23 protein-coding genes are annotated in these 23007 nt (G+C 48.9%); 4 read left to right on the top strand and 19 right to left on the bottom strand.

From position 1 onward, the window contains the following. Position 1: 1 nt before the first annotated feature. Positions 2-784, bottom strand: a complete 783-nt coding sequence (locus KJY73_RS00275) for a hypothetical protein (protein ID WP_214339071.1) — start codon at positions 782-784, stop codon at positions 2-4. Positions 785-901: 117 nt separating this feature from the next. Beyond that, a complete protein-coding gene (locus KJY73_RS00270; RefSeq protein ID WP_214339068.1) occupies positions 902-3829 on the bottom strand; it encodes a TonB-dependent receptor plug domain-containing protein in 2928 nt (975 codons plus the stop codon). Positions 3830-4077: 248 nt separating this feature from the next. Between KJY73_RS00270 and thpR the strand changes: the two genes are divergently transcribed. Further along, on the top strand, positions 4078-4632 hold the full coding sequence (gene thpR / locus KJY73_RS00265; RefSeq protein ID WP_214339065.1) for an RNA 2',3'-cyclic phosphodiesterase: 555 nt from the start codon (positions 4078-4080) through the stop codon (positions 4630-4632). Between the two features lie 76 nt (positions 4633-4708). Here thpR and KJY73_RS00260 read toward each other — a convergent pair whose 3' ends face one another. Then, the gene (locus tag KJY73_RS00260) at positions 4709-7699 is read right to left on the bottom strand and encodes a TonB-dependent receptor plug domain-containing protein (RefSeq protein ID WP_232848355.1); all 2991 of its coding nucleotides are present in this window, start codon (positions 7697-7699) and stop codon (positions 4709-4711) included. Between the two features lie 226 nt (positions 7700-7925). On the opposite strand from KJY73_RS00260, the gene purU reads away from it, so the two are divergent. Continuing rightward, positions 7926-8780, top strand: a complete 855-nt coding sequence (gene purU / locus KJY73_RS00255; protein ID WP_214339062.1) for a formyltetrahydrofolate deformylase — start codon at positions 7926-7928, stop codon at positions 8778-8780. 49 nt (positions 8781-8829) lie between these two features. Here the strand turns inward: purU and KJY73_RS00250 are convergent, their stop codons facing one another. The 16 genes from KJY73_RS00250 to rpsJ form a co-directional block, all read right to left on the bottom strand. Beyond that, entirely contained in the window at positions 8830-9897 is a 1068-nt protein-coding gene (locus tag KJY73_RS00250) for a DUF3137 domain-containing protein (RefSeq protein ID WP_214339060.1), read from the bottom strand. Further along, positions 9894-10460 (bottom strand): LemA family protein, encoded by a 567-nt coding sequence (locus tag KJY73_RS00245; protein WP_332874142.1) that lies wholly within the window; start codon positions 10458-10460, stop codon positions 9894-9896. Before KJY73_RS00245 ends, KJY73_RS00250 begins: the two co-directional genes overlap by 4 nt. Before the next feature lie 115 nt (positions 10461-10575). Next, positions 10576-11949, bottom strand: coding sequence for a Re/Si-specific NAD(P)(+) transhydrogenase subunit beta (pntB, locus tag KJY73_RS00240; protein ID WP_214339057.1), 1374 nt, complete (start codon positions 11947-11949; stop codon positions 10576-10578). Next, positions 11950-13503 carry a Re/Si-specific NAD(P)(+) transhydrogenase subunit alpha gene (locus KJY73_RS00235; RefSeq protein WP_214343144.1) on the bottom strand — a complete coding sequence of 518 codons (1554 nt, stop codon included), beginning with the start codon at positions 13501-13503 and terminating at the stop codon, positions 11950-11952. A 149-nt stretch (positions 13504-13652) separates the two neighbouring features. Continuing rightward, positions 13653-14213 carry a hypothetical protein gene (locus KJY73_RS00230; protein ID WP_214339054.1) on the bottom strand — a complete coding sequence of 187 codons (561 nt, stop codon included), beginning with the start codon at positions 14211-14213 and terminating at the stop codon, positions 13653-13655. A gap of 173 nt (positions 14214-14386) precedes the next feature. Beyond that, on the bottom strand, positions 14387-14647 hold the full coding sequence (gene rpsQ / locus KJY73_RS00225; protein ID WP_206594823.1) for a 30S ribosomal protein S17: 261 nt from the start codon (positions 14645-14647) through the stop codon (positions 14387-14389). Then, positions 14647-14838: a 50S ribosomal protein L29 gene (gene rpmC, locus KJY73_RS00220; protein WP_206594821.1), complete on the bottom strand. Its 192-nt coding sequence runs from the start codon at positions 14836-14838 to the stop codon at positions 14647-14649. Before rpmC ends, rpsQ begins: the two co-directional genes overlap by 1 nt. Next, a complete protein-coding gene (gene rplP / locus KJY73_RS00215) occupies positions 14838-15251 on the bottom strand; it encodes a 50S ribosomal protein L16 (protein ID WP_188693952.1) in 414 nt (137 codons plus the stop codon). The genes rpmC and rplP overlap by 1 nt, the downstream gene beginning before the upstream one ends. Positions 15252-15254: 3 nt before the next feature. Further along, positions 15255-15965, bottom strand: coding sequence for a 30S ribosomal protein S3 (gene rpsC, locus KJY73_RS00210; protein ID WP_206594819.1), 711 nt, complete (start codon positions 15963-15965; stop codon positions 15255-15257). 9 nt (positions 15966-15974) lie between these two features. Next, a complete protein-coding gene (gene rplV, locus KJY73_RS00205; RefSeq protein ID WP_102794230.1) occupies positions 15975-16307 on the bottom strand; it encodes a 50S ribosomal protein L22 in 333 nt (110 codons plus the stop codon). Between the two features lie 11 nt (positions 16308-16318). After that, a complete protein-coding gene (rpsS, locus tag KJY73_RS00200) occupies positions 16319-16594 on the bottom strand; it encodes a 30S ribosomal protein S19 (protein ID WP_206594817.1) in 276 nt (91 codons plus the stop codon). Positions 16595-16609: 15 nt separating this feature from the next. Then, the gene (rplB, locus tag KJY73_RS00195) at positions 16610-17434 is read right to left on the bottom strand and encodes a 50S ribosomal protein L2 (RefSeq protein ID WP_214339051.1); all 825 of its coding nucleotides are present in this window, start codon (positions 17432-17434) and stop codon (positions 16610-16612) included. 14 nt (positions 17435-17448) lie between these two features. Further along, the gene (gene rplW / locus KJY73_RS00190; RefSeq protein ID WP_188693968.1) at positions 17449-17751 is read right to left on the bottom strand and encodes a 50S ribosomal protein L23; all 303 of its coding nucleotides are present in this window, start codon (positions 17749-17751) and stop codon (positions 17449-17451) included. Further along, positions 17748-18353, bottom strand: coding sequence for a 50S ribosomal protein L4 (rplD, locus tag KJY73_RS00185; protein ID WP_102794234.1), 606 nt, complete (start codon positions 18351-18353; stop codon positions 17748-17750). The genes rplW and rplD overlap by 4 nt, the downstream gene beginning before the upstream one ends. Before the next feature lie 17 nt (positions 18354-18370). Continuing rightward, the gene (gene rplC / locus KJY73_RS00180) at positions 18371-19009 is read right to left on the bottom strand and encodes a 50S ribosomal protein L3 (protein WP_206594815.1); all 639 of its coding nucleotides are present in this window, start codon (positions 19007-19009) and stop codon (positions 18371-18373) included. 18 nt (positions 19010-19027) lie between these two features. Next, the gene (gene rpsJ / locus KJY73_RS00175; protein WP_010179497.1) at positions 19028-19339 is read right to left on the bottom strand and encodes a 30S ribosomal protein S10; all 312 of its coding nucleotides are present in this window, start codon (positions 19337-19339) and stop codon (positions 19028-19030) included. Positions 19340-19697: 358 nt separating this feature from the next. Between rpsJ and KJY73_RS00170 the strand changes: the two genes are divergently transcribed. Beyond that, the gene (locus KJY73_RS00170; RefSeq protein ID WP_232848354.1) at positions 19698-21920 is read left to right on the top strand and encodes a GspE/PulE family protein; all 2223 of its coding nucleotides are present in this window, start codon (positions 19698-19700) and stop codon (positions 21918-21920) included. Between the two features lie 70 nt (positions 21921-21990). Next, a complete protein-coding gene (locus KJY73_RS00165) occupies positions 21991-23007 on the top strand; it encodes a GGDEF domain-containing protein (RefSeq protein ID WP_214339048.1) in 1017 nt (338 codons plus the stop codon).

Here is a 23007-nt window from a genome sequence, read left to right as displayed (position 1 = left end):
CCTAAAAATACCCTAATAAGCGTCTCAAACCCGGCGCGGCAAACTCCACGAGTTGCTTCTGCATCGTCGGCAATTCATCAGGTAATTGGATTGGCTGACCACTAAGATTCTCCCTGGCTGTGCCACTATGCTGGCGATCCGAGCCAATCTTCACTCTTTCACGCCAGTCTGAAGGCAGGGGTCCCAAAGGGGCAAGTAAGTCTCTAAAGAAAGCTTCTGCATCCGGGGTATCCAGTTGCTTCAGCTGTCGGATAACGTCTTCGTATCTGACCAACTTAACGCCTGTGCCTAACCAGGCAGCAGCATTGTGCGTGTATATTTCTAATAAGCTCGGTGCCCGCTGGTGGATACCGAAAATCATCATATTGAGCATTTGCTCTACGTTGACTCTGCCACCTTTGAGGTGTTCCATGGAACCAACAAAGGAATCCGAGAGAAAAAATCTTGCCCTGGCCAACACCCAGTCGAAAGGATCCCGCACAATCAGAAGCTGCTGCACCCCTTTCATCGCCATCGCAGACTCATCACTGAATAATAAATGCCCCCAACTTAGCTTAGGATGTGCCCCATCAAAGGCCCGCAGGTGCTGGCGTAGAATGGGAATCTGAATGAACTCATCATGGTATTGCTGCGCCACAGGCACAAACATACGAAAAATATTTCGCATCAAATGCGTGCCGCACTTGGGAACGGAATTAATAAACACAGGGTGATTCAAAGGCGATTGAGCGAAGGCTTGGTTGAGCTCATTTAAATTATCAGCCTTGGCAATAACTCTAGGCATACTGCGCACTTATAATGATTGTAATCTGCCCAGATTACCGTGCAGTTACACAGATGCAAGTCAAGCCAGTCGTTATTGTAAAAGAAAACCGGCCTAAGCCGGTTTTCTGTATCAAGGTTAGAAGTCGTAAGACATGGTCAGGAAGAATCGTCGCCCCAGCCAGTCGTATTGACTATAGAACGCTGAATTTCCTGAATAATCCAACTCCCCAACATCTAGTGTGCTGACACGCGGCGGTTTCTTGTTGAACGCATTGGCAACACCGAAAGTAGCGCTAAGGCCGGAGTCACCGAAGGTCTTGCTGGCAGAGAAGGCATGATAGAAGGTGCCATCATCATGCAAAATCACCCTTACCGTTTCGCCACGATAGCTGGCATCAAAGCGCTCTTCTTCATCATTACCATAGCTTAGGTAATTGGAGACTTTACCAACGTAACGCACATTCCAGTTGAAGCTCCATTCATCCTGATCAAGCGCCATATTGAAGGTAGCTACGTGTTTAGGATCACCAAATTCACCGTTAGTGTCTTCAATTTTGCTATCCGCAAACAGCTGCTGCTCAGACTCCGTCTGGAAAGTATGGTCCGTACTTAACACCAACATACCGTACTGAGTTTCGGTACGATATTTCAGACTGATATCCACTCCCTTGTTGGTCTGCGTTGCTACGTTCAGGTAGCTGTCCCGAATTTCTTCAATACGGTTATCTACGTCACTACGCTGGAACTGGCGACACAAGGGTTCAGTAGCAAAGGTATCCGAGTCATAACATTGCCGCACAATAGTGCTGGCACCGAGTTTGGTCACCTCGTCTTCAATCAAAAAGTCAAAGTAATCCACCGACAGACTGATGTCTGCAAACCCAGGCTGCCATACAAAACCAATGGTCTTGGCTACGGATGTTTCAGCTTCCAACACCCCTGCTCCTCCACCAGTTAGGACATCAGCACTGATCGCACCGCCAGCGTAGTCGCCGGGGATACCATCAGCAGCACAGTTTTGAGCAATGGTTTCAGATATGGAGTTATTGGCCAGGTTGGCTTCCCAACGAATACAAGGGTCGACGTTTCGCTGATTGGCAAAACTCTTCTGATTAGCAAGATAGAGTTCAAACAGAGCTGGCGAACGGAATGATGTACCACGAGACGCTCTGACACGGAATCCATCAAACAATTCCCAGTTCAAACCAATTTTGTATGTGGTATCACTGCCATAGGAGTCGACATCTGTGTAACGGGCGGACAAGCTGAGATCAAGAAAATTAGCCATCGTCACGTCGCGCAATAACGGAATTTGCAACTCCCCAAACACAGCTGTTGAGTTATCATCTCCAGCAGTAATACCAGCGGTTGAAGCGCCCCATACATTGTCCGCCAATGTATGCTCTCCCGGTACATCTTCGATTTCATCCTTTTGGTAGCTGGCACCGAATGCAGCGCCCACAGGCCCCGCCCAGATATCCATCAAGTCACCGGAAATAAAACCTTCAATGGTGCTTTGCTTGTATATTGTCTTGCCAGTTTCCTGTCCGAACATAAAATCTCTGACTTGCTGGGATATATTTCCTCTCAGTAATTCCGGATCCAACCAGGGTATATCCACACAGGGTACCCCTCTTACCGAGGTTACATCCCCTTCACAGGAGCCGCGTAAGAAATTCTGATCAGAAATAGCATCATCAAAAATGATCTTGCTGGTGTACTTACCCTCAGAACGACTGTATTGGTAAGACATATCCCAATACCATTCACCCAGGTCCCCGGTCAGACCCAATACAAAACGTTGATAGTCAACTTCAATCTTGCTACCGGAATGGTCCGTAATTGGCGTCGGGCTTAACCACTGAGCACCAGTCCAGCCCGCACTTAGAGGGTTGCCAGCGCCCTCTGCTACACCATTTTCAAAATCAAAGTTGCTGTTATAGATGTAACCCCAATACTGACGATAACCGTTGACTTTATTGGTTCGACGACTCAACAAGGCTTCAGAATATAAGCTGATATCGTCGGTTAACTGATAATCTGCCTGAGCAAAGAAGGTGGCCAACTCAGTCTTGGGAATGTGAGATTCCAAGTCCTGAAATGGGTGGTCTGCATCGGTTACCGAGTCGGACGCTCTGTCATAGTTGACCGGATACCAACCTGCTGGTGTTCCCATGTAGTCTGGGTTATTTGGATCTGTCGCAAAACCTGGAATGTACTGGCCAAGGTTGCCACCATAATCATATTGGGCCTTAGCACCTGAAGGCACGTTACCGTCATCCTGATAATCGTAGATCCAGACATGTCCCCACAGCAAATCTTCACAATGGTAATTGCCACTTCTGGGGTCAATATTGTCCCGTCGTTCACCTGTATCAGGATCGAAAATATATAGTTCACCGCAATCAAAATAAGAGCGGTCACCTTTGGCCAACTCCTTATCAAGCTTGTAGTCGGCCGTTACGCGGAATGACCCACGGTCAAAAGACTGACCATAAGTAGCATTGATTCGGAATTGCTCTCCACCGCTAGTTTGAGGCTGTGTATAGGAGCCCTCAATATTGCCGCCATCGCCTTTCTTAGTGATGATATTGACCACCCCAGCGACCGCATCTGAACCATACAACGAGGAAGCACCGTCTTTAAGGATTTCAACCCTGTCGATAACAGACAATGGCAATACGTTGAAGTCAAATGCTGAAGTTTCACCGCGGGTACCGGCAGGACCGGCACGACGACCATTTAACAAGACTAATGTGCGGTTGGCACCTAACCCACGCAATGACAAGGTTTGTGCTCCCGTTCCACCAGCCTGGACAAAGGCGGTTGAACTGGCCGCGGTTACCTGGGGTGAACCGGCCGCAACGGTTGATGAGCGAAGCAATTCGCCGATGTCGCCAATCCCCTGCCCAGAAGCCATACTGGCGGATATCACTTCCACCGGCACCGCTCGCTCAAATCCGTCAGCACGGATCCTTGAACCAACGACTATGATTTTTTCTGCGTCTTCCTGAGCGGTCTGCTCCCCCTCAGTAGTTTGTGTTTCCTGAGCTGACGCTCCCATTGATGCTGCTGTCATAATACTAGTGATCAAGCAGGCAAGCGGTCTTTTGCGTAAAGGATACGTATACGCCATGATGTGCTCTCTTATTGTTGTTGATTTGCTTCCTAAAAAACACAGAACGAAAAACGTTCTGAACCCATACTAGCAATTTGTTTGAATTTTATGCAAAAGGTTACGAGATATTTCATCGGATTTTATTCCCCAATGCGGCGTATAATGCGCAGAAAGTGAGAAACCAGCGGCCCCCCATGCGACTCTTCTTTGCATTAGCGTTATCAGGTCAAGACAAACTGAAAATTGATGAGTGGCGCAACAAAATGCTGCCCGCCTTACCTCACCCGGTGACCACCACTAATCTGCATATCACCTTGGCCTTTCTGGGTGAGATACCAAACAGCACTTTGGAGACCTTGACCGAATTAGCAGCAAAGATTCAGGGAGTCCCCTTTTGCATGCAAATTAATCAAACGGGCTATTTCCCCAAACCCAAGGTTTATTGGATAGGGCCATCACAACACCCACCCGCCTTAACTGAATTAGTTGAGCAGCTCAGACAGCGATTACGCAGCGCGGGCCTGCCAGCTGAGCGCCGGCCACTTCAGGCACATATCAGCTTATTCAGAAAGCAATCGATTAATCCTCCCGCACCGTTATGCGCACCTGACTTAGCGTTGCAATTTAATTCTTTTAGCCTGTTTGAGTCTAAATCCGGAAGCAAAGGCGTGCAGTACGAGGAATTGCAACGTTGGCCATTAACAAACAGGGGAAGTGTTCGTGAGCGATTAAGAAAAGGTCAGTTTTGAGCAAGGGAAAAATGCAGTAACAAGGTCAGTGTCATTAAAAAAAAAGCCGGCCGCAGCCGGCTCCAGTTGAGCAGCTTTAGAACTTATAAGAAAGGTTCATAAAGAAGCGTCGGCCCAGCCAGTCATACTGACTGTAGAAGGCCGAATTACCAGACGTGTTCAGGTCGTCTAGGTTAAGTGTGGTAATTCTAGGTGGCTTTTTATCAAAAGCATTAGCTACTCCCACTGTGGCGACAAAACCACTGTCAGCAAAGGTTCGGGTCGCTGAGAACGCATGATAGAAGGTGCCACTGTCATGCAAAACCACCCGCACTTCTTGGCCTCGGTATGTCGCCGTGAAGCGTTCTTCTTCATCGTTGCCGTAGCTCAGATAATTCGACACTTCCCCTACATAACGTACGTTCCAATTGAACGCCCAGAGATCCTGGGTCAGATTGGCATTAAAATTACCCACGTGCTTAGGGTCACCGAATTCACCATTGGTGTCTTCGTACTCACTGTCAGCAAACAACTTCTCCTTAGACTCTGTCTGGAAGGTATGTTGTGTACTCAGGGTAAGCAGACCATATTCAGTGTCTTTACGATAGGTCAGATTAACGTCAAAGCCTTTGTTGGTTTGTGTCGCAATATTCAAGTAACTGTCATTCACCACATCGATACGATTGTCAGTGCTGCTGCGCGAGAACTGATTACACAAAGGTTCGTTGGTAAAATCTGTGGAGTCATAACATTCGCGCACTATAGTTGCAGCGCCGAGCTGAGTAACTTCATCTCTAATTAAGAAATCGAAGTAATCCACAGAGAAGCTGATATCGGCAAATTGAGGCTTCCACACCAGGCCAATGGTCTTGGCTACTGAAGTTTCAGCCTTAAGCAGCCCCTTTCCGCCACCTCCGGTATACACATCTGCACTGCTGGCGCCACCGGTGAAATCAGGGGCTATGCCGTCGGCCGCACAGTTCTGCGCTATACGTTCGGAGATTGAACCTTCCGAAAGGTTGGTCTGCCAATTGATACATGGGTCAATTGAACGTTGCGATTTAAAGTCTCGCTGATTGGCGAGATACATTTCAAACAACGCCGGGGAACGGAACGACGTGCCTTTCGATGCGCGTAATCTTAGTCCATCAAACAACTCCCAGTTCAACCCTATTTTGTAGGTTGTGTCACTGCCGTATGAATCAACGTCTGTGTAACGTCCTGATAATGTCAGGTCGAGCATGCTGGCCATCGGGGCATCACGTAACAGCGGGATTTGCGCTTCCATAAACAACGCTGTGGAATTGTCATCCCCCGCAGTAACACCAGCGGTGGTTGCTCCCCATACGTTATCTGCCAGAGTTGTAGCTCCAGGCGTGTCTTCCAGTTCATCCTTCTGATAGCTGGCGCCCACAGCGACACCCACAGGACCTGCTGGCATATCAAACAAGTCGCCTGAAATATAACCTTCTAGGGTACTCTGCTTATAGATAGTGGTACCTGTCTCCTGACCAAACAGGAAGGCCCGCATTTCCGGAGAGATGTTTCCGGCCAGGAACTGTGGGTCAAGCCATGGGATGTCCACACAGTCGACACCACGAACAGACGTCTTGCTACCAGCGCATGAACTATGTAGGAAGTTCTGATCTTCCACAGCGTCGCGATAAATCAATTTTGTGGTGTAATCCCCCTCTGAACGACTGTGCTGGTAGGATAAATCCCAATACCAGTTGCCGATATCTCCGGTGAGTCCGAGCACAAAGCGCTGGTAGTTGACTTCTACTTCGCCGCCACTGTGGTCAGTAATTGGCGTTGGGCTAAGCCACTGAGCACCGCTCCAGCCTTGACTTAACGGGTTGCCTCCCATTCCTTCGAAATCGAAGTCACTGTTGTAGATATAGCCCCAGAACTGGCGGTAACCATTATCTTTCGTGGTACGACGACTTAACAAGGCTTCAGAATAAAGCTGCACATCATCTGTCAGTTGATAGTCAAACTGACCAAACAACGTCACCATCTCCGTTTCCGGGATGTGAGTTTCTAGATCCTGGAAGGGGTGATCGGCATTGGCCACAGCATCTGAATTTCTATCATAGCCAACCGGAAACCAGCCAGCTGGCGTGACCATATAGTCAGAATTGCTTGGGTCTTTTGCCAGTCCTGGTATGTAGTTGCCAAGATCACCGTCGTAGTCGTACTGCATTTTAGCACCAGGCGCTACGTTGCCATTTTCATCCTGATAGTCGTAAAGCCATACATGGCCCCACAACAAATCATTGCAATGATACTCGCCTGTACGGGGATCAATAGGATCGGCTCGCTCTCCGGAGTCTTTATCAAAGATAAAACGTTCACCACAACTGAAGTAGTCTCTGTCGCCTTTCCTCAGCTCCTTATCCATTTTATAGTCGGCTGTTACTCGGAATGAGCCCCGATCAAAACTAGAGCCATAAGTACCATTTAATCTAAAGGTCTCCCCACCACTTTCCTGTGGTTGAGAGTAAGCAACATCCACATTACCACCATCCCCTTTCTTGGTAATTATGTTCACCACGCCAGCTACGGCATCTGAACCATACAAGGATGACGCACCATCCTTAAGAATCTCGACGCGATCAATCACCGACAGGGGTAAAACGTTAAAGTCAAAAGCGGATGTCTCGCCTCGCGTGCCAGCAGGACCGGCCCGCCGACCATTCAGAAGAACGAGTGTACGGTTGGCACCGAGTCCTCTCAGAGACAGGGTTTGTGCACCTTTACCGCCCGCCTGTACAAATGCTGTTGACGAAGCAGCGGTTACTTGCGAGGAGCCTGCGGCCACCGTTGAGGTACGGAGTAATTCGCCAATATCACCAATACCTTGCCCCATGGCATCACTGGCAATCATAACTTCTACCGGCAAGGCCCGATCAAAGCCATCGTTACGAATTCGTGAACCTACAACGACGATTTTTTCTGATTCTTCGTCAGCTTGTTGCCCCTCATTTTGCGCTTCTTGCGCAAAAAGTGCTGGGGAAGACACCATTGCAAAACACCCCATGGCTAACGCCAGAGGACTGCGCTTCATCTTTTCCAGATTATTTTTCATTTCCGTCCTTTTTGTATTTAATTTGGGTCATAGTGCGCCCAGCAGAATTAAACCATCGTCGCTAAAAATTAACAATTCTATTAAATTCATGCAGTTACATAAATTGTAAGGCGATGTTTTCCATAGCACAGACCTATACACCAATAAATATTCATTCTCCGTCGCGCTTTTCCCCTGGCTGGCGAGCTGGTATAAAAGTCAGCTAAATTGCTCAAATGGATGCACAATGCAGCAAACTTTTCGTCTTGTTATAGATTGCCCTGATCAGGTGGGTTTGGTTGCGGCGGTTAGTCAGTTTTTAGCCAGCCACAACGCCACCATAGTAGAAGCTAGCCACCATACTGATCTGCAAACAGGCCGCTTCTTTATGCGTCACGAAATTAGGGCCGACTCACTCCCACTCAGCCTGGAAGCATTTCGTTCAGTATTTAAGCCTTTAGCAGAGCAGTATAAGATGAATTGGCGCCTGGCCGATTCACATCAAAAACAGAATGTCGTCTTGCTGGCCAGCCATGAATCCCATTGCCTGATAGATTTACTGCATCGCTGGCATACCAATGAGCTCTATTGCGATATTCCCTGTATTATTGCCAATCACCCGCATATGCAGCAGTTTGCGGATTGGTATAACGTTCCCTTTCACTGGGTAGACTTTCAGGCACTTGGCAAGGACAAAGCCTTTGCAGAAATTCATAATCTGCTCAATCACTATCAGGCTGACCTCACTGTATTAGCCAGATTTATGCAGATTCTTCCCAATCAGCTTTGCGAAGCATTGGCAGGTAAAGCGATTAACATTCATCACAGCTTTTTACCATCCTTTGCTGGTGCAAAGCCTTATCAGCAGGCCTATGACAGAGGGGTAAAATTAATTGGTGCCACCTGTCATTACGTCACCTCTGATTTGGACGAAGGACCAATTATTGAACAGGAAGTTATGCGTATCAGTCATAGCGACTCAGCAGCCGATATGGTACGAAAAGGCAAGAACTGTGAAAAACAAGCGCTGGCTAATGGCGTTCGCTATCACCTGGAAGACAGAGTGATTATTCACCAGCATAAAACGGTAGTATTTGCCTAACAAAAGAGTCCGCCTATTGCCCTGCCTAATTGCTGGCAGGGCGGCACTTTCAAGATATCGATGGCGCGTATCGATCGACAGCCTGATTCCGGGCCGTCAAATAATCCAGCTTTAACTGTTTAATCAACCCGGTAATCATCGCCAGTTCCTGCTCTAGCAAAGGTAGCTTGTCGAGATCATAGGCTGAAGTATTTAAATCAGCGGTATCCAGCAGGTCGCCAAAGTAAGAAATCATCAGCAGCACCTGATTGCCCTTAAACTCACAGCTTAGCCCCGAGCCTTTAGCTCGCGCCCGAAACAGGTCATCTAACGCCAGTAAACGCTCCATCATCGCCGGTGAAAGCAAATAACGGGCATACTGCTGGTCTGTACTAGTGACCTCAAAGCGTTTTTCAAACTCGGGATTTTCCAGTGCCACTTTGCGCCTGGCCATAGAGGCGGCAAACATATTACCAAGCTTGCCGTAGTCCATCCCCACTACAGTATGACCATGTAGCTGAAACGGCACATTAAGCACCACAGCCCCACCGCGAAACACCGTTGTTGATGACTTGTGCCCCTTACGTTCAAGCTTAAGTTCACAGAACTCAAACTCGATATCTTCAATTTTCCCAGCAATATGATCCTCATGGGATTTGCTTGAAAAAGACGGCATAGTTTCCAGAGCCTTGACCGCATCGATATCTATACAGCCAGTCTCTCTATAGCGAAAATCACCAAACGCCTTTAGCAATACCGGCATTAACATCTGCTTGTAATGTTTGCGATACTGCATCTCAGGATAAATAATCCAAATGCCCATGCCTGCTGCGACAAAGAGCACACTGATATGCAGGTCACCACTAGCCAGATACAACAAGTCCCAAATCAAAGCGGGTAACCAGAGCATCCAGCCAAGCCACAGCACCCATTTCTTGTTACGCTTTTTGGTCGCAAGCTTCTCTAGGCGAAAAGCTTCCAGTGGCTCAAGTAAGGGTTTAACGTCGGATTCAATCAATGCCTTAAATTCATCCGACAAGGGAACATTGGTATCAACATGACGTTTAAAGGCCGAACCATCCACAAGTTGGCGGATGGCAACACCAGCCTGTTGAAAAGTATGCAGAAAATTACTCATGATTGCAGGAAGCTATCGGCATCGATAGGTTTACGCTCAGTGTCAGGCACCTCAAAAAAAGGCATAGGTTTTAAACCCAGGATGGCAGCGATAAGATTACCAGGGAAGATCTGAATAGCGTCACGGTAACGCTTACCTGCCGCATTATAACTGCGTCTGGCAGCAGAGATATGCTCTTCCACATCGGCATATACTCGCTGCGCTTCCAGCATATTCTGTTGAGACTTAAGCTCAGGATAATTTTCTACCGCCACCAGCAAGCTGCCCATTTTCTGCGACAAGTCTGCCTCCAGTGCAAAGCGCTCCGATTGAGCGGCTTGCCCGGTGGCTTTTAAAACTTCTGTTCGCAAGCGGGTAATGTCTTCCAATAGGGATTTCTCGTGCTGCATAAAACTGGCGGCAATTTTTAGAATATTGGGAATTAAATCGGTACGTTTTTTCAACTGCACATCAATTCCGGCAAATGCTTCTTCCGTCGCATTGCGTCGGGAAATGATGGAAACATACCAGATGTACAAAAGAATCAGGGGGATGGCCAAGATGGCAAGGGTCGTCCAAGTCACTACTACACTCCGTTGATTTGGTTAGCACGGAAGATTATTTGTTCTCTCACTTGTGGGTCAAGATTTTCCTGCCAAATAAAAAAGGGGCCTCAGCCCCTTTTTACGAAAATAGGCATTACAACGCCTTAAAGATGGCCTCAACTGAGGCTTTGGCGTCGCCAAACAACATGGCGGCATTATCTTTAAAGAACAGCGGATTCTGCACGCCAGCGTAGCCAGTATTCATGGAACGCTTAAACACAATCACCTTACGCGCTTTCCAAACCTCCAATACCGGCATACCGGCTATGGGGCTGGATGGGTCTTCGGCAGCCGCAGGATTGACAGTGTCATTCGCACCTATAACCAACACCACATCTGTGGAGGCAAAATCCTCATTGATTTCATCCATCTCCAATACGATGTCATAAGGCACTTTAGCTTCGGCCAGTAACACATTCATATGCCCGGGCAAACGCCCTGCGACCGGGTGAATACCAAAACGCACCTCAACACCCAGGCTGCGCAGCTTCTCAGTAATTTCATACACTGGGTATTGTGCCTGGGCTACCGCCATACCGTAGCCAGGGGTGATAATCACTGAACTGGCGTCCTTTAACAGCTCCGCCACCTCTTCAGCCTGTACTTCCCGATACTCCCCCATCTCTTCGTCACCCGAAGACACCCCATCCGTGCCAAATCCACCGGCGATCACGCTGATAAATGAACGATTCATCGCCTTACACATAATGTACGACAGAATCGCGCCAGAACTTCCCACTAAGGCGCCGGTGACAATCAGCAGATCATTGGACAGCATAAAACCGGCCGCCGCAGCCGCCCAGCCTGAGTAGGAGTTAAGCATCGATACCACCACGGGCATATCCGCACCACCAATGGAAGCAACCAGGTGCCAACCAAACGCCAGAGCGATTAAGGTCACTAATAACAGCGCTAACGCTGAGCCCTGGGCACTAACAAAATGCGAAAGCAGTAAAACTGATACCACCACAGCGGCTAAATTCAGCTTGTGACGGTGGGGAAGCATCATAGGCTTAGAAGAGAAAATTCCCTTTAGCTTGCCAAAAGCTACGATGGAGCCAGTAAAGGTTACCGCGCCGATAAATACACCGAGAAAGATCTCTACCAGATGAATACTTAGCATGGCCCCATACAAAGGAGGATGATCTATAAAAGTGTTGTACCCAACCAATACCGCCGCCAACCCGACAAAACTGTGCAGTATGGCCACCAATTCTGGCATCTGGGTCATTTCCACTTTACGCGCCAGATGCATACCGATTGCCGCACCAATAACCATGGCCAATGCAATCCAGCCCAATCCGGCTGATGTCGGACTAAAAATGGTCGCCAATAAGGCAATAGCCATACCTGCCATGCCAAAATAATTGCCGGCTTTAGCACTTTCCTGTTTAGACAGCCCCGCCAGACTTAATATAAATAGCAAGGCGGCAATGATATAAGCAGCTTGAACTAATCCGGCAGACATCTACTTGTCCCCCCTGCGAAACATCTCCAGCATTCGCTTAGTCACGGTGAAGCCGCCAAAGATATTGATACTGGCGATCAGCACAGCGATAAAGGACAAAAAGGTCACGAAACCGTCACCCTGCCCTATCTGCAACAATGCTCCCACCACGATAATCCCCGAAATCGCATTGGTCACTGACATCAAGGGGGTATGTAAGGCGTGCGTAACGTTCCACACCACGTAGTAGCCCACCACACACGCCAGCACAAATACCGTAAAGTGGGACAAGAACTCCGGCGGTGCACTGCTCGCCAGCCAGCCAAATAAAAAGGCTGCAATCGTCATCAACAGGTACTTTCGTTTAGGATCCATTGGCGTTTCGGGCGCCTTGGCTTTTTGTGGCTGTGGCTTGGCTTTAGGTTGCGCAGACACTTTGATAGGGGGGGCGGGCCAGGTAATCTCACCGTCTTTGACTATCGTAACGCCCCTGATCACCACATCTTCAAAATCCAGTTCGATTTGGCCGTCTTTGTTTTTACATAGCAGCTTGGCCAAGTTAACCAGATTGGTGGCGTACAACTGCGATGACTGAGTGGGTAACCTGCCTGTCATATCGGTATAGCCAATGACTTTCACCCCACCGGGTGTGGTGACCAGTTTATCCGCTTTGGTGTAAGCACAATTACCGCCATTGGCTGCGGCCAGGTCTACCACCACACTACCGGGTTTCATACTGTCGATCATTTCCTGACTTATCAGCTTAGGCGCCGGCTTACCGGGTATCAGTGCGGTTGTAATAATAATATCCACATCTTTAGCTTGCTCGGCATATAAGCGCTCTGCGGCCTGATTAAACTCAGCAGAGGTCTCTTTTGCGTAGCCATCACTGCTCTGTTCCATGCCTTTCACGTCAACTTCAAGGAATTCAGCACCCATGCTTTGAACCTGTTCCTTGACCTCAGGACGCACATCGAAGGCGCGCACTATCGCCCCCAAACTGCCCGCCGCCCCAATTGCCGCAAGTCCAGCAACACCGGCTCCAGCCACCAGCACTTTTGCCGGTGGTACCTTACCCGCAGCGGTTATCTGCCCGGTGAAAAAACGGCCAAACTCATGTGCGGCTTCCACTACGGCACGATAACCGGCAATGTTGGCCATGGAACTCAAGGCATCCAAAGACTGAGCGCGTGAAATTCTCGGTACTGCATCCATGGCAAGCACACTGACTTGCTTCTCCGCCAGCATGCTGATTAACTCCGGATTTTGCGCAGGCCAGATGAAGCTGGCGATAGTGCTACCGGCTTTCATTAATGCAAATTCGTCTATCTTTTTGCGGCCATTTTTCATCGGCGCATTGACCTTAAAGATGATGTCGGCCTGCCACACCTCTTCCCTGCTGGCTAACCTTGCGCCTGCATCCACATACGCCTTGTCAGTAAAACTGGCGAGCTCCCCTGCACCGGCTTCAATCACTACATCAAAGCCAAGTTTCAGCAGTTGCTCGACTGTCTTTGGGGTCGCAGCCACACGGGTTTCGTGGGTAAGGATTTCTTTGGGTACACCAATGAGCATAGGCAGGTCCTTGTTGGCTTTACTGGTCATTTAACAACCAGTTCTACCGAATGACGCAAACCTAATCAATCTTTTTATAAAAGGGGACAACAAACAAAAGCGAGAAAATAGCACGCCCGGAAAGACACACTACCCTAGGATCATGGCAATCAGAAGATCACAGAATAAGACAATTGCAACTGGGTTTCTCTAAAGCTCTGACCGTCCTGACGACCGGAATTAAAGCGGTTTTGATACGCCACATTATTCAGTGTCATCATCAAACTTTGCTGCTCGGCCAACGCCAATTTTGCATTAAGCAACCACCCCTGGCGACTGCCAAGCAACATAGTCCGCGATTGGTTTAGCGATAGCTCTCCGGCGTGCGCCAGCTGCCAGCCCAAACCGACGGATAAATCTTCGGCAAATCTGAACTGCGGCACCAATGAAAATTCTAATTCAGAAATACGGTGGCTGTTCGGACAGGCAGAAAGTGTCTTGTCTTTCTTGCTCACTTGAAAAGAGAATTGCACATCTTCATTCACCGGATGCAACCATCTGATCTGCTGCTGACGATAACGAAACAATTCATGACTGCCAGACTCCCAGCGCTGATAGCGTACGGCCCTCTCAGATTGCGACTGGTCTTCAAAGATAACACCTGCCTCTGTAGGCCCGGCAACGACTTTGCAGGTCAGTAAACTGAGCAATAACCACTTGTACTTGCGCATAACCGCCATGCCTTGTCACTCTGATATGAGACTCAAGCATAGCTCGCTTCCTAACTTGAATAAGTAACGCTAGTCATACCTGATTATCTTTTAAGCAGCCTATTGGTTGGTTAACTCAAGATTCAGGTATAAAAAAAGCGCCCGAAGGCGCTTTTTATAAAATCCAGAAAGGCTTAAACCTCAGTGGACTTCTCAACAACGGTAACCAGAGTGAAGGTCTTTGTCTTAGACAAAGGACGGCACTCTCTTACAGTGACGATATCGCCAATGTTGCACTCGTTGTTTTCATCATGTGCATGCAGTTTAGTAGTACGCTTGATGAATTTACCGTAGATCGGGTGCTTCACCTTGCGCTCGATAGCCACAACAATGGACTTGTCCATCTTGTTGCTTACGACACGGCCCTGCAGTGTACGTGTATTTTTTTCAGTCATTAGGCACCTGCCTTCTGAGTCAGAATGGTCTTAACACGCGCAATACTGCGACGCACTGTTTTCAACTGGTGAGATTTTTCCAGCTGACCTGTGCTGTGTTGCATACGCAGGTTGAACTGTTCGCGCAGCAGGTTCAGCAGCTCTGCGTTCAGCTCTTCTACGCTCTTGTCTTTCAGTTCAGTAGCTTTCATTACATCACCGTCCGAGTTACAAAGGTTGTCTTGAAGGGCAACTTAGCAGCAGCCAGTGAGAATGCTTCACGAGCCAGCTCTTCAGAAACGCCTTCGATTTCGTAAAGTACGCGACCAGGCTGGATCTGGCATACCCAGTATTCAACGTTACCCTTACCTTTACCCTGACGAACCTCAAGAGGTTTCTCAGTGATTGGCTTATCGGGGAACACTCGGATCCAGATTTTACCTTGACGCTTAACGTGACGAGTCAGGGCACGACGAGCAGCTTCGATTTGACGAGCAGTCATGCGACCACGGCCAGTGGCTTTTAAGCCGAAAGTACCGAAGCTTACCTTACCGCCTGCAATTGCCAGACCGCGGTTACGACCTTTGTGCTGCTTACGGAATTTCGTACGTTTTGGTTGTAACATCTCTTAGCCCCCTTGCTTAGCGCTGCGGCCTTTCTTCTTAGGTGCTGGAGCTGGAGCTTGCTCTACAGCGTTAGCTGCTGGCAGACCGCCCAGAACTTCACCTTTGAAGATCCACACTTTAACGCCGATGATACCGTAGGTAGTGCTGGCTTCAGAGGTAGCGTAATCGATGTCGGCACGGAAAGTGTGCAATGGCACACGGCCTTCACGATACCACTCAGAGCGAGCGATTTCAGCGCCGCCAAGACGACCGCTTACTTCAACCTTGATACCTTTGGCACCAATGCGCATAGCGTTTTGAACCGCACGCTTCATAGCACGACGGAACATTACACGGCGCTCCAGCTGGCTGGAGATGCTGTCGGCAACCAATTGAGCATCTAGCTCAGGCTTGCGAACTTCCGCAATGTTGATCTGTGCAGGAACGCCGGCCAGGTTAGAAACGTGCTTACGCAGTTTTTCTACGTCTTCACCTTTCTTACCGATAACCACGCCAGGACGCGCAGTGTGAATAGTCACACGGATGCTCTTGGCTGGACGCTCGATTACGATCTTAGAAACTGACGCATTCTTCAGTTCTTTGGTCAGGAACTGACGTACCTGATGGTCATTGAACAAGTTGTCTGCGTATTCTTTAGTATTAGCGTACCAGGTAGAAGTCCATGGTTTGCTGATACCCAGGCGTATACCTGTAGGATGTACCTTCTGTCCCATTATCTACTCCTAGTTATCAGCCACAACAACAGTGATGTGACTGCTACGCTTGAAAATACGGTCCGCACGGCCTTTAGCACGAGGCTTAATACGCTTCATGGTCGGGCCTTCGTCGACGAAGATCTTCGCTACTTTCAGCTCGTCGATATCTGCACCTTCGTTATGCTCAGCATTGGCGATGGCAGACTCAAGAACCTTCTTTACCAGACCAGCCGCTTTCTTAGGGCTGTAAGTCAGAAGTTCCAGAGCTTTCTCAACGTGCATTCCGCGAATTTGATCCGCAACCAGGCGCGCTTTCTGAGCCGACGTACGGGCAAAACGGTGTTTAGCTAATGCTTCCATTATCCTACCCCTTAACGTTTAGCTTTCTTATCCGCGACGTGGCCGCGGTAAGTACGCGTTGGCGCAAATTCGCCCAACTTGTGGCCGACCATTTCGTCAGTAACCAGTACTGGAACATGTTGGCGACCGTTATGGACTGCAATGGTCAACCCAATCATATTTGGGATGATCATGGAACGACGTGACCAAGTTTTGATTGGACGACGATCATTCTTTTCCACCGCAGTCTCTACCTTCTTCAACAAGTGCAGGTCAATAAATGGACCTTTCTTGAGAGAACGTGGCATGGTGAATCCTCGCTATTACTTATTACGACGGCGTACGATGAGCTTATCGGTACGCTTGTTATTACGGGTCTTCTTACCCTTGGTAGGTTTACCCCAAGGAGAAACTGGGTGACGACCACCAGAGGTACGGCCTTCACCACCACCGTGAGGGTGATCAACCGGGTTCATGACAACACCACGAACGGTTGGACGAACACCTCTCCAGCGAGTAGCACCCGCTTTACCCAATTGACGCAGCATGTGCTCAGCGTTGCCTACTTCACCAATGGTGGCGCGACAATCAGCCAGAACTTTACGCACTTCACCACTGCGCAGACGCAGAGTGATGTAACCGCCGTCACGGGCCAGAATCTGAGCATAAGCACCAGCAGAACGTGCCATTTGGGCACCCTTACCAGGCTTCATCTCGATGGCGTGTACTGTTGTACCAACAGGCATATTGCGCATTGGCATAGCATTACCAGCTTTGATTGGTGCAGCAGCACCAGACAGCAACTGATCGCCAGCACTGATTCCTTTAGGAGCCAGGATGTAACGACGCTCACCATCTGCATACAGAACCAAGGCAATGTTAGCAGAACGGTTAGGATCGTATTCCAGACGCTCAACTACAGCAGGAATACCGTCTTTGTTACGTTTGAAGTCGACAATACGGTAGTGTTGCTTATGACCGCCACCAATGTGACGAACAGTGATGCTACCGCCGTTATTACGACCACCGGTCTTGCTTTTCTTTTCCAACAAAGGTGCATAAGGGGCGCCTTTGTGCAGATCAGGGTTGACGACCTGAACAACGTGACGACGACCGGCTGAAGTTGGATTCGCTTTCAATAATGGCATGGTTAAATCCCCTATTACTCAGCGCCACCGACGAAGTCGATGTCCTGACCTTCTTTCAGCTGTACGTAAGCTTTTTTCCAGTCGCTGCGCTTGCCAATACGCATACCGGTACGCTTGGTTTTACCCTTTACGTTTACGGTGCGAACAGCATTGACTTCAACTTCAAACAGTTTCTCAACCGCTTGCTTGATTTCAGCTTTGGTCGCGTCTCTCAACACTTTGAAAACTACAGTGTTGTTGCCTTCGGCAGCCATAGTAGATTTTTCAGAGATGTGTGGCGCCAAAACCACTTTCAGTAGACGTTCTTCGTTAATCATGCCAACGCCTCCTCAAGTTGCTTCACTGCGTCAGCAGTGATCAACACTTTTTCAAACGCGATCAGGCTAACAGGATCGATACCGGCTACGTCACGTACGTCAACCTTGTACAGGTTGCGAGCAGACAGGAACAGGTTCTCGTCAACTTCTGCAGTCACGATCAACACGTCTTTCAGATCCAGGGCTTTCAGCTTCGCCAAAAGTTCCTTGGTCTTAGGTGCTTCAACACCGAACTTCTCAACAACAATCAGACGCTCCTGGCGAACCAGTTCAGACAGGATGCTTTTGATAGCACCACGGTACATCTTCTTGTTTACTTTCTGATCGAAGTCACGAGGCTTAGCAGCAAACGCACGGCCACCACCAACCCAAATTGGGCTGCGAATAGTACCAGCACGTGCACGGCCAGTACCTTTTTGGCGCCATGGCTTCTTACCACCACCGCTGACTTCAGAACGCGTTTTTTGCGCTTTGGTGCCCTGGCGTGAGCCAGCACCGTAAGCTACTACTACCTGGTGTACCAGAGCTTCGTTAAACTCACGTCCAAAGGTAGCTTCGGATACTTCAAGAGCGCTGTTCGCGTCTTTCAATACTAATTCCATCACTATTCTCCCAGACGTTACGCTTTAACTGCAGGCTTGACGATCAGATCGCCGCCTGTAGCACCGGGTACTGCACCACGAACCAACAACAGGTTGTTGGCAGCGTCAACACGTACAACTTCCAAAGACTGAACAGTAACTTGCTCATCACCTAAGTGACCAGCCATCTTCTTGCCTTTGAAAACCTTACCAGGTGACTGGTTCTGACCGATAGAACCAGGGGCACGGTGAGACAAAGAGTTACCGTGCGTGTTACGCTGGTGACGGAAGTTCCAACGCTTAATAGCACCGGCGAAACCTTTACCTTTAGAGGTACCGATTACGTCAACCTTGGCATTCTCAGCAAAGATTTCAACAGTGATTTCACTGCCAACTTCAATGCCTTCGCCTTCATTTTCATTCAGGCGGAATTCCCACAGACCACGGCCCGCATCAACACCAGCTTTAGCAAAGTGACCTGCTTCAGCCTTAGTTACGCGGTTAGCTTTCTTGGTACCTGCAGTGACTTGCAGCGCGCGATAACCGTCTTTCTCTTCAGTACGCAACTGAGTGACGCGGTTAGGCGTTGCTTCGATAACAGTCACAGGGATGGACACGCCATCTTCAGTGAAGATGCGGGTCATACCTACTTTACGACCGACTATACCAATCGCCATTGTTAAAACCCTCTCTTGTTAGCCCAGGCTGATTTGAACATCAACGCCGGCAGCCAAGTCCAACCTCATCAGCGCGTCTACTGTTTTATCAGTAGGCTCGATGATGTCCACCAGACGCTTATGGGTACGGATTTCATATTGGTCACGTGCATCTTTATTTACGTGAGGAGAAATCAGAACCGTGTAGCGTTCTTTGCGGGTAGGCAGAGGAATAGGACCGCTAACCTGAGCACCAGTGCGTTTGGCAGTTTCAACGATTTCAGCCGTAGACTGATCGATCAACTTATGATCAAACGCTTTCAAACGAATACGAATTCTTTGATTTGGCATCGACCAAGCTCCAATCAAAAGAACAAAAAAAATTCACCCTCACCAACCTGAAAAACCAGGGGGAGGATGGGTGTAAACCGCCGACCCAAAATTAGGGTCTTGTGTTCGCTTTTGGTTTGATTGCTCATTCCAAAAACGTCTGCCTTTTTGGCAGTGGGCGCGAATTATACCTACGTCGGTTTTTTATGCAACCTAAATCCAACAAATAATCTGAGATTTCGATGTCTGCCCATGAGTCGGCATTCGCAGCTTTAAAAGCTGGCGGGGATCGCACAAAATAGTCCTTAGCTATATCCTCCACACGGGTGGTCGGCTATAGTAGCCCTAACATAGTAAGTACATGATAACTTTGTAAAACATGATCACGAGCAAATCTGACCGCCAGCTAACTCAAATTCGTCAGCTATTAGACGATTACAGCGGCTTGATGGATGCTTATGAAAAGCTGGAGAGCATTGTGCTGGGCATGTTCAATGCCGAGCGCATGAGTATATTCCAACGCAGACGCCAGCATCAGGACTTAGTAGCCCGCTTTAAAACCGGCCGTGAAGTACGTGAAATCAAAGTTCAGATTACTCCTCAGTCTATCGCCGGTTATGTGGCACTCAGCCAACTGCCACTGCTTATCTCCGACCCTTATAATGCAGAAGAGTTAGCCGGTATTCACCCAAGACTCAGATTCGCCGACAGATTCGATAAGTCTTCATCTTTTGTTACCCGCAATATTATTTGCGTGCCGGTGATGAATGCCGGCGTGTTGCTTGGGGTGATGCAGATCATCAACAAGCGCCAGGGTGATTTCAATTCAGATGATTTAGAACTGGCGAATCAACTTGGTGCCATGATTGGCGAAAAGTTTCGCTTTGAATTGGGGGGCACCAATAAGCCGTTTCAGTACTTAGTACACAAAGAACTGATATCGGAAGCCAACCTGGACAACTTGCTAGAAAGCTATAAAGACCCTAAACAGCTGATACAAAGGCTTGTCAGCGAATATCGGATAGCCGAAAACGAATTAGGGCACGCCCTGTCGGTGCATTATCAAGTACCATTCCTGGCTTACTTGCCGGACAAATATCATATCTACCAGGGTAACAGTAAGCTCAACCTGTCATATCTGAAGCGCAATTATGTGGCCGTTGTTGCCGACGTTTCAGAAAATCCCATCATTTTAATGGCAGAGCCCAATAACGCTGCCCTGCTGATGGAAATTGAAAGCGCGCTGGGTATAGAAAGTTACGATATTCACGTCTCACTCCCCAGCCACGTGTTGCAGTATTTAGGAGAGAGCGCCGGTGGTGCCGTGGCACCTGGTGAAATGGATGAGATACTGGATGAGATCGGTGGCGGTGGCGAAGACCTCGAAGAGCAGCAAGACGACCTGTCCGATGATGCCCCAGCCGTAGTGAGGCTGGTGAGCCGCATATTGCATGACGCCAAACGGCTGAATGCCTCAGATATTCACGTCGATGCAGAGAAAAGCGGCCCCACAAGGGTAAGAATGCGGGTGGACGGTGTATGTCGGGATATCACCCAGATCCCAGCCTCCCACCACAGCGCCGTTGTGGCCCGCATTAAAATTCTGGCTAATCTGAATATCGCCGAGAAGCGCGTTCCGCAGGACGGTAAACTGGCAGTGAAAATGTCGGGGCAATTAGTGGAAGTGCGGGTAGCCACTATCCCCACCGTCGCTGGCGAAGGTGTGGTAATGCGGATCTTGGCATCCGGCGGCGCTCTGCCGATGGAAAAGCTTAATTTGGCACCAGACAATTCAAATCGCCTCAAAGAGATGATCAAAAAGCCCCACGGCATTATCTTGGTTGTAGGTCCAACCGGCTCAGGAAAGACTACTACGTTGCACGCCGTGTTAGGCGACCTGAATACGCCGGAGAAAAAAATCTGGACTGCGGAAGACCCAGTGGAAATTACTCAGGCCGGCCTTCAGCAAGTGCAGGTAAGTCCCAAAATCGGCTTTACCTTTGCCAATGCCCTTCGCGCCTTTTTGCGTGCCGACCCGGATATTATCCTTATCGGTGAAATGCGGGATAAAGAAACCGCTCACGCAGGCATTGAAGCCTCCTTAACGGGCCACTTGGTGCTTTCTACCCTACATACCAACTCAGCACCAGAAACCATCACCCGTCTTCTGGACTTAGGGTTGGACCCGGTTAACTTCTCAGACGCTTGTGTGGGAATATTGGCCCAGCGCTTGATTCGAACCCTCTGCCCTAATTGCAAAGAGGAATACCAGGCAAGCGATGCCGACATTGGCTTCATTCATCGTCAGTATGGTGAAGAATATATCGATGAGTTGAATCTGCCTGAACCTTTGATGTTATACCGTGCTAAAGGCTGTGAGGCTTGTGGCGACATTGGTTATAAAGGAAGAACTGGCGTACATGAATTGCTGGCGATGACGCCAGAACTCAGAGCGTTGGTATATAAGGAAGCCGCCGTGTCGGCCATGAAAGAGCAGGCAATGAAGGATGGCATGCGCACCCTAACCCAGGATGGCATATATAAGGTGCTTAAAGGGGATACAGACATTGCCCAGGTGCAAATTATCAGCGGCGCAGAGTGATGGCAGGCAAGTGACTCGCAGGCCCTTTGCTACACTCTGTTTATCTACGCTGCTCAACTGAGTGAACGTCATGGCAGATGAATTGGAACAATCATTTCAGACCCTTAAGCAAACTATTCCGTTACTGCTTAAGCATCAAATTTCTGCCATTCCGACCAATTATGCACTTTGGTATACCTATGCCAGCAATCAGTCAGCCCCCTTAAATGCTGAGCTAGACAAGCTGACACTAAATGACCAGCCAATATCCACGGCCAAACTTCAGGAGCTCTACCAACAGCATGTGGCCGGTGGATTGGAAGTCGGCGCTTGGCAGCTACGACAGTCTTTGGAAGCTATGCTGACTGAACTGTCTCAATCGCTGCTGGATACCCGAAGTGACACGCAGAATTTCAAACAAAGTATCGATAACCGCCTGTCGGATCTGGATAAGGTCGAAAAAGAGGGCTGGTCCGTTGAAGAGGTGATGCAACTCGTTCGCTCACTGGTTAAAGAAACCCAGCACATTAAACGTAGCACCCTGGATTTTGCAGCGGCCCTGGCGACCGCAGAAAAGGAAATAACCGAGCTACGCGCTCAGTTGAAGGACAGTCAGCAGCATGCTTTGTACGATGCACTAACCGGTCTGCATAATCGCCGTTACCTGGATGAAGAATTAAAGGTGATGAAACCAGACATGGGAACCTGTCTGATTATGGTCGACATAGATCACTTTAAATCTATCAACGACCAATTTGGTCACCAAATGGGTGACAGAGTGCTCAAAGCCGTGGGCAAAAAACTCAAAGACTGCTGCCGAGAAAATGCCATGGCATTCCGCTTTGGCGGCGAAGAGTTTGCCGTTCTACTAAAAGCCAGCAAGTTAAACCAAGCCATTCATCAGGCAGATGTAATGCGCCGTGCCATAGAGAAAGTCAGTGTCATTGACAGACGCACCGGCAAAACCCTGGATGGCATCAGCGCCTCATTTGGCGTTGCCGAATTCACCGGCACCATGCGTAACAGCGATTTACTCGAACAGGCGGATAAACAACTTTATCAGGCCAAAACCTTGGGTCGTAACCGTGTCATGCCATTGAACAAATAG

Origin of the sequence: Bowmanella yangjiangensis, assembly GCF_018531185.1 — a bacterium.
Taxonomy (GTDB): Bacteria; Pseudomonadota; Gammaproteobacteria; order Enterobacterales; family Alteromonadaceae; genus Bowmanella; species Bowmanella yangjiangensis.
The sequence above is the reverse complement of the archived record's forward strand: the minus strand, read 5'-3'. Positions and strand labels throughout refer to the sequence as shown.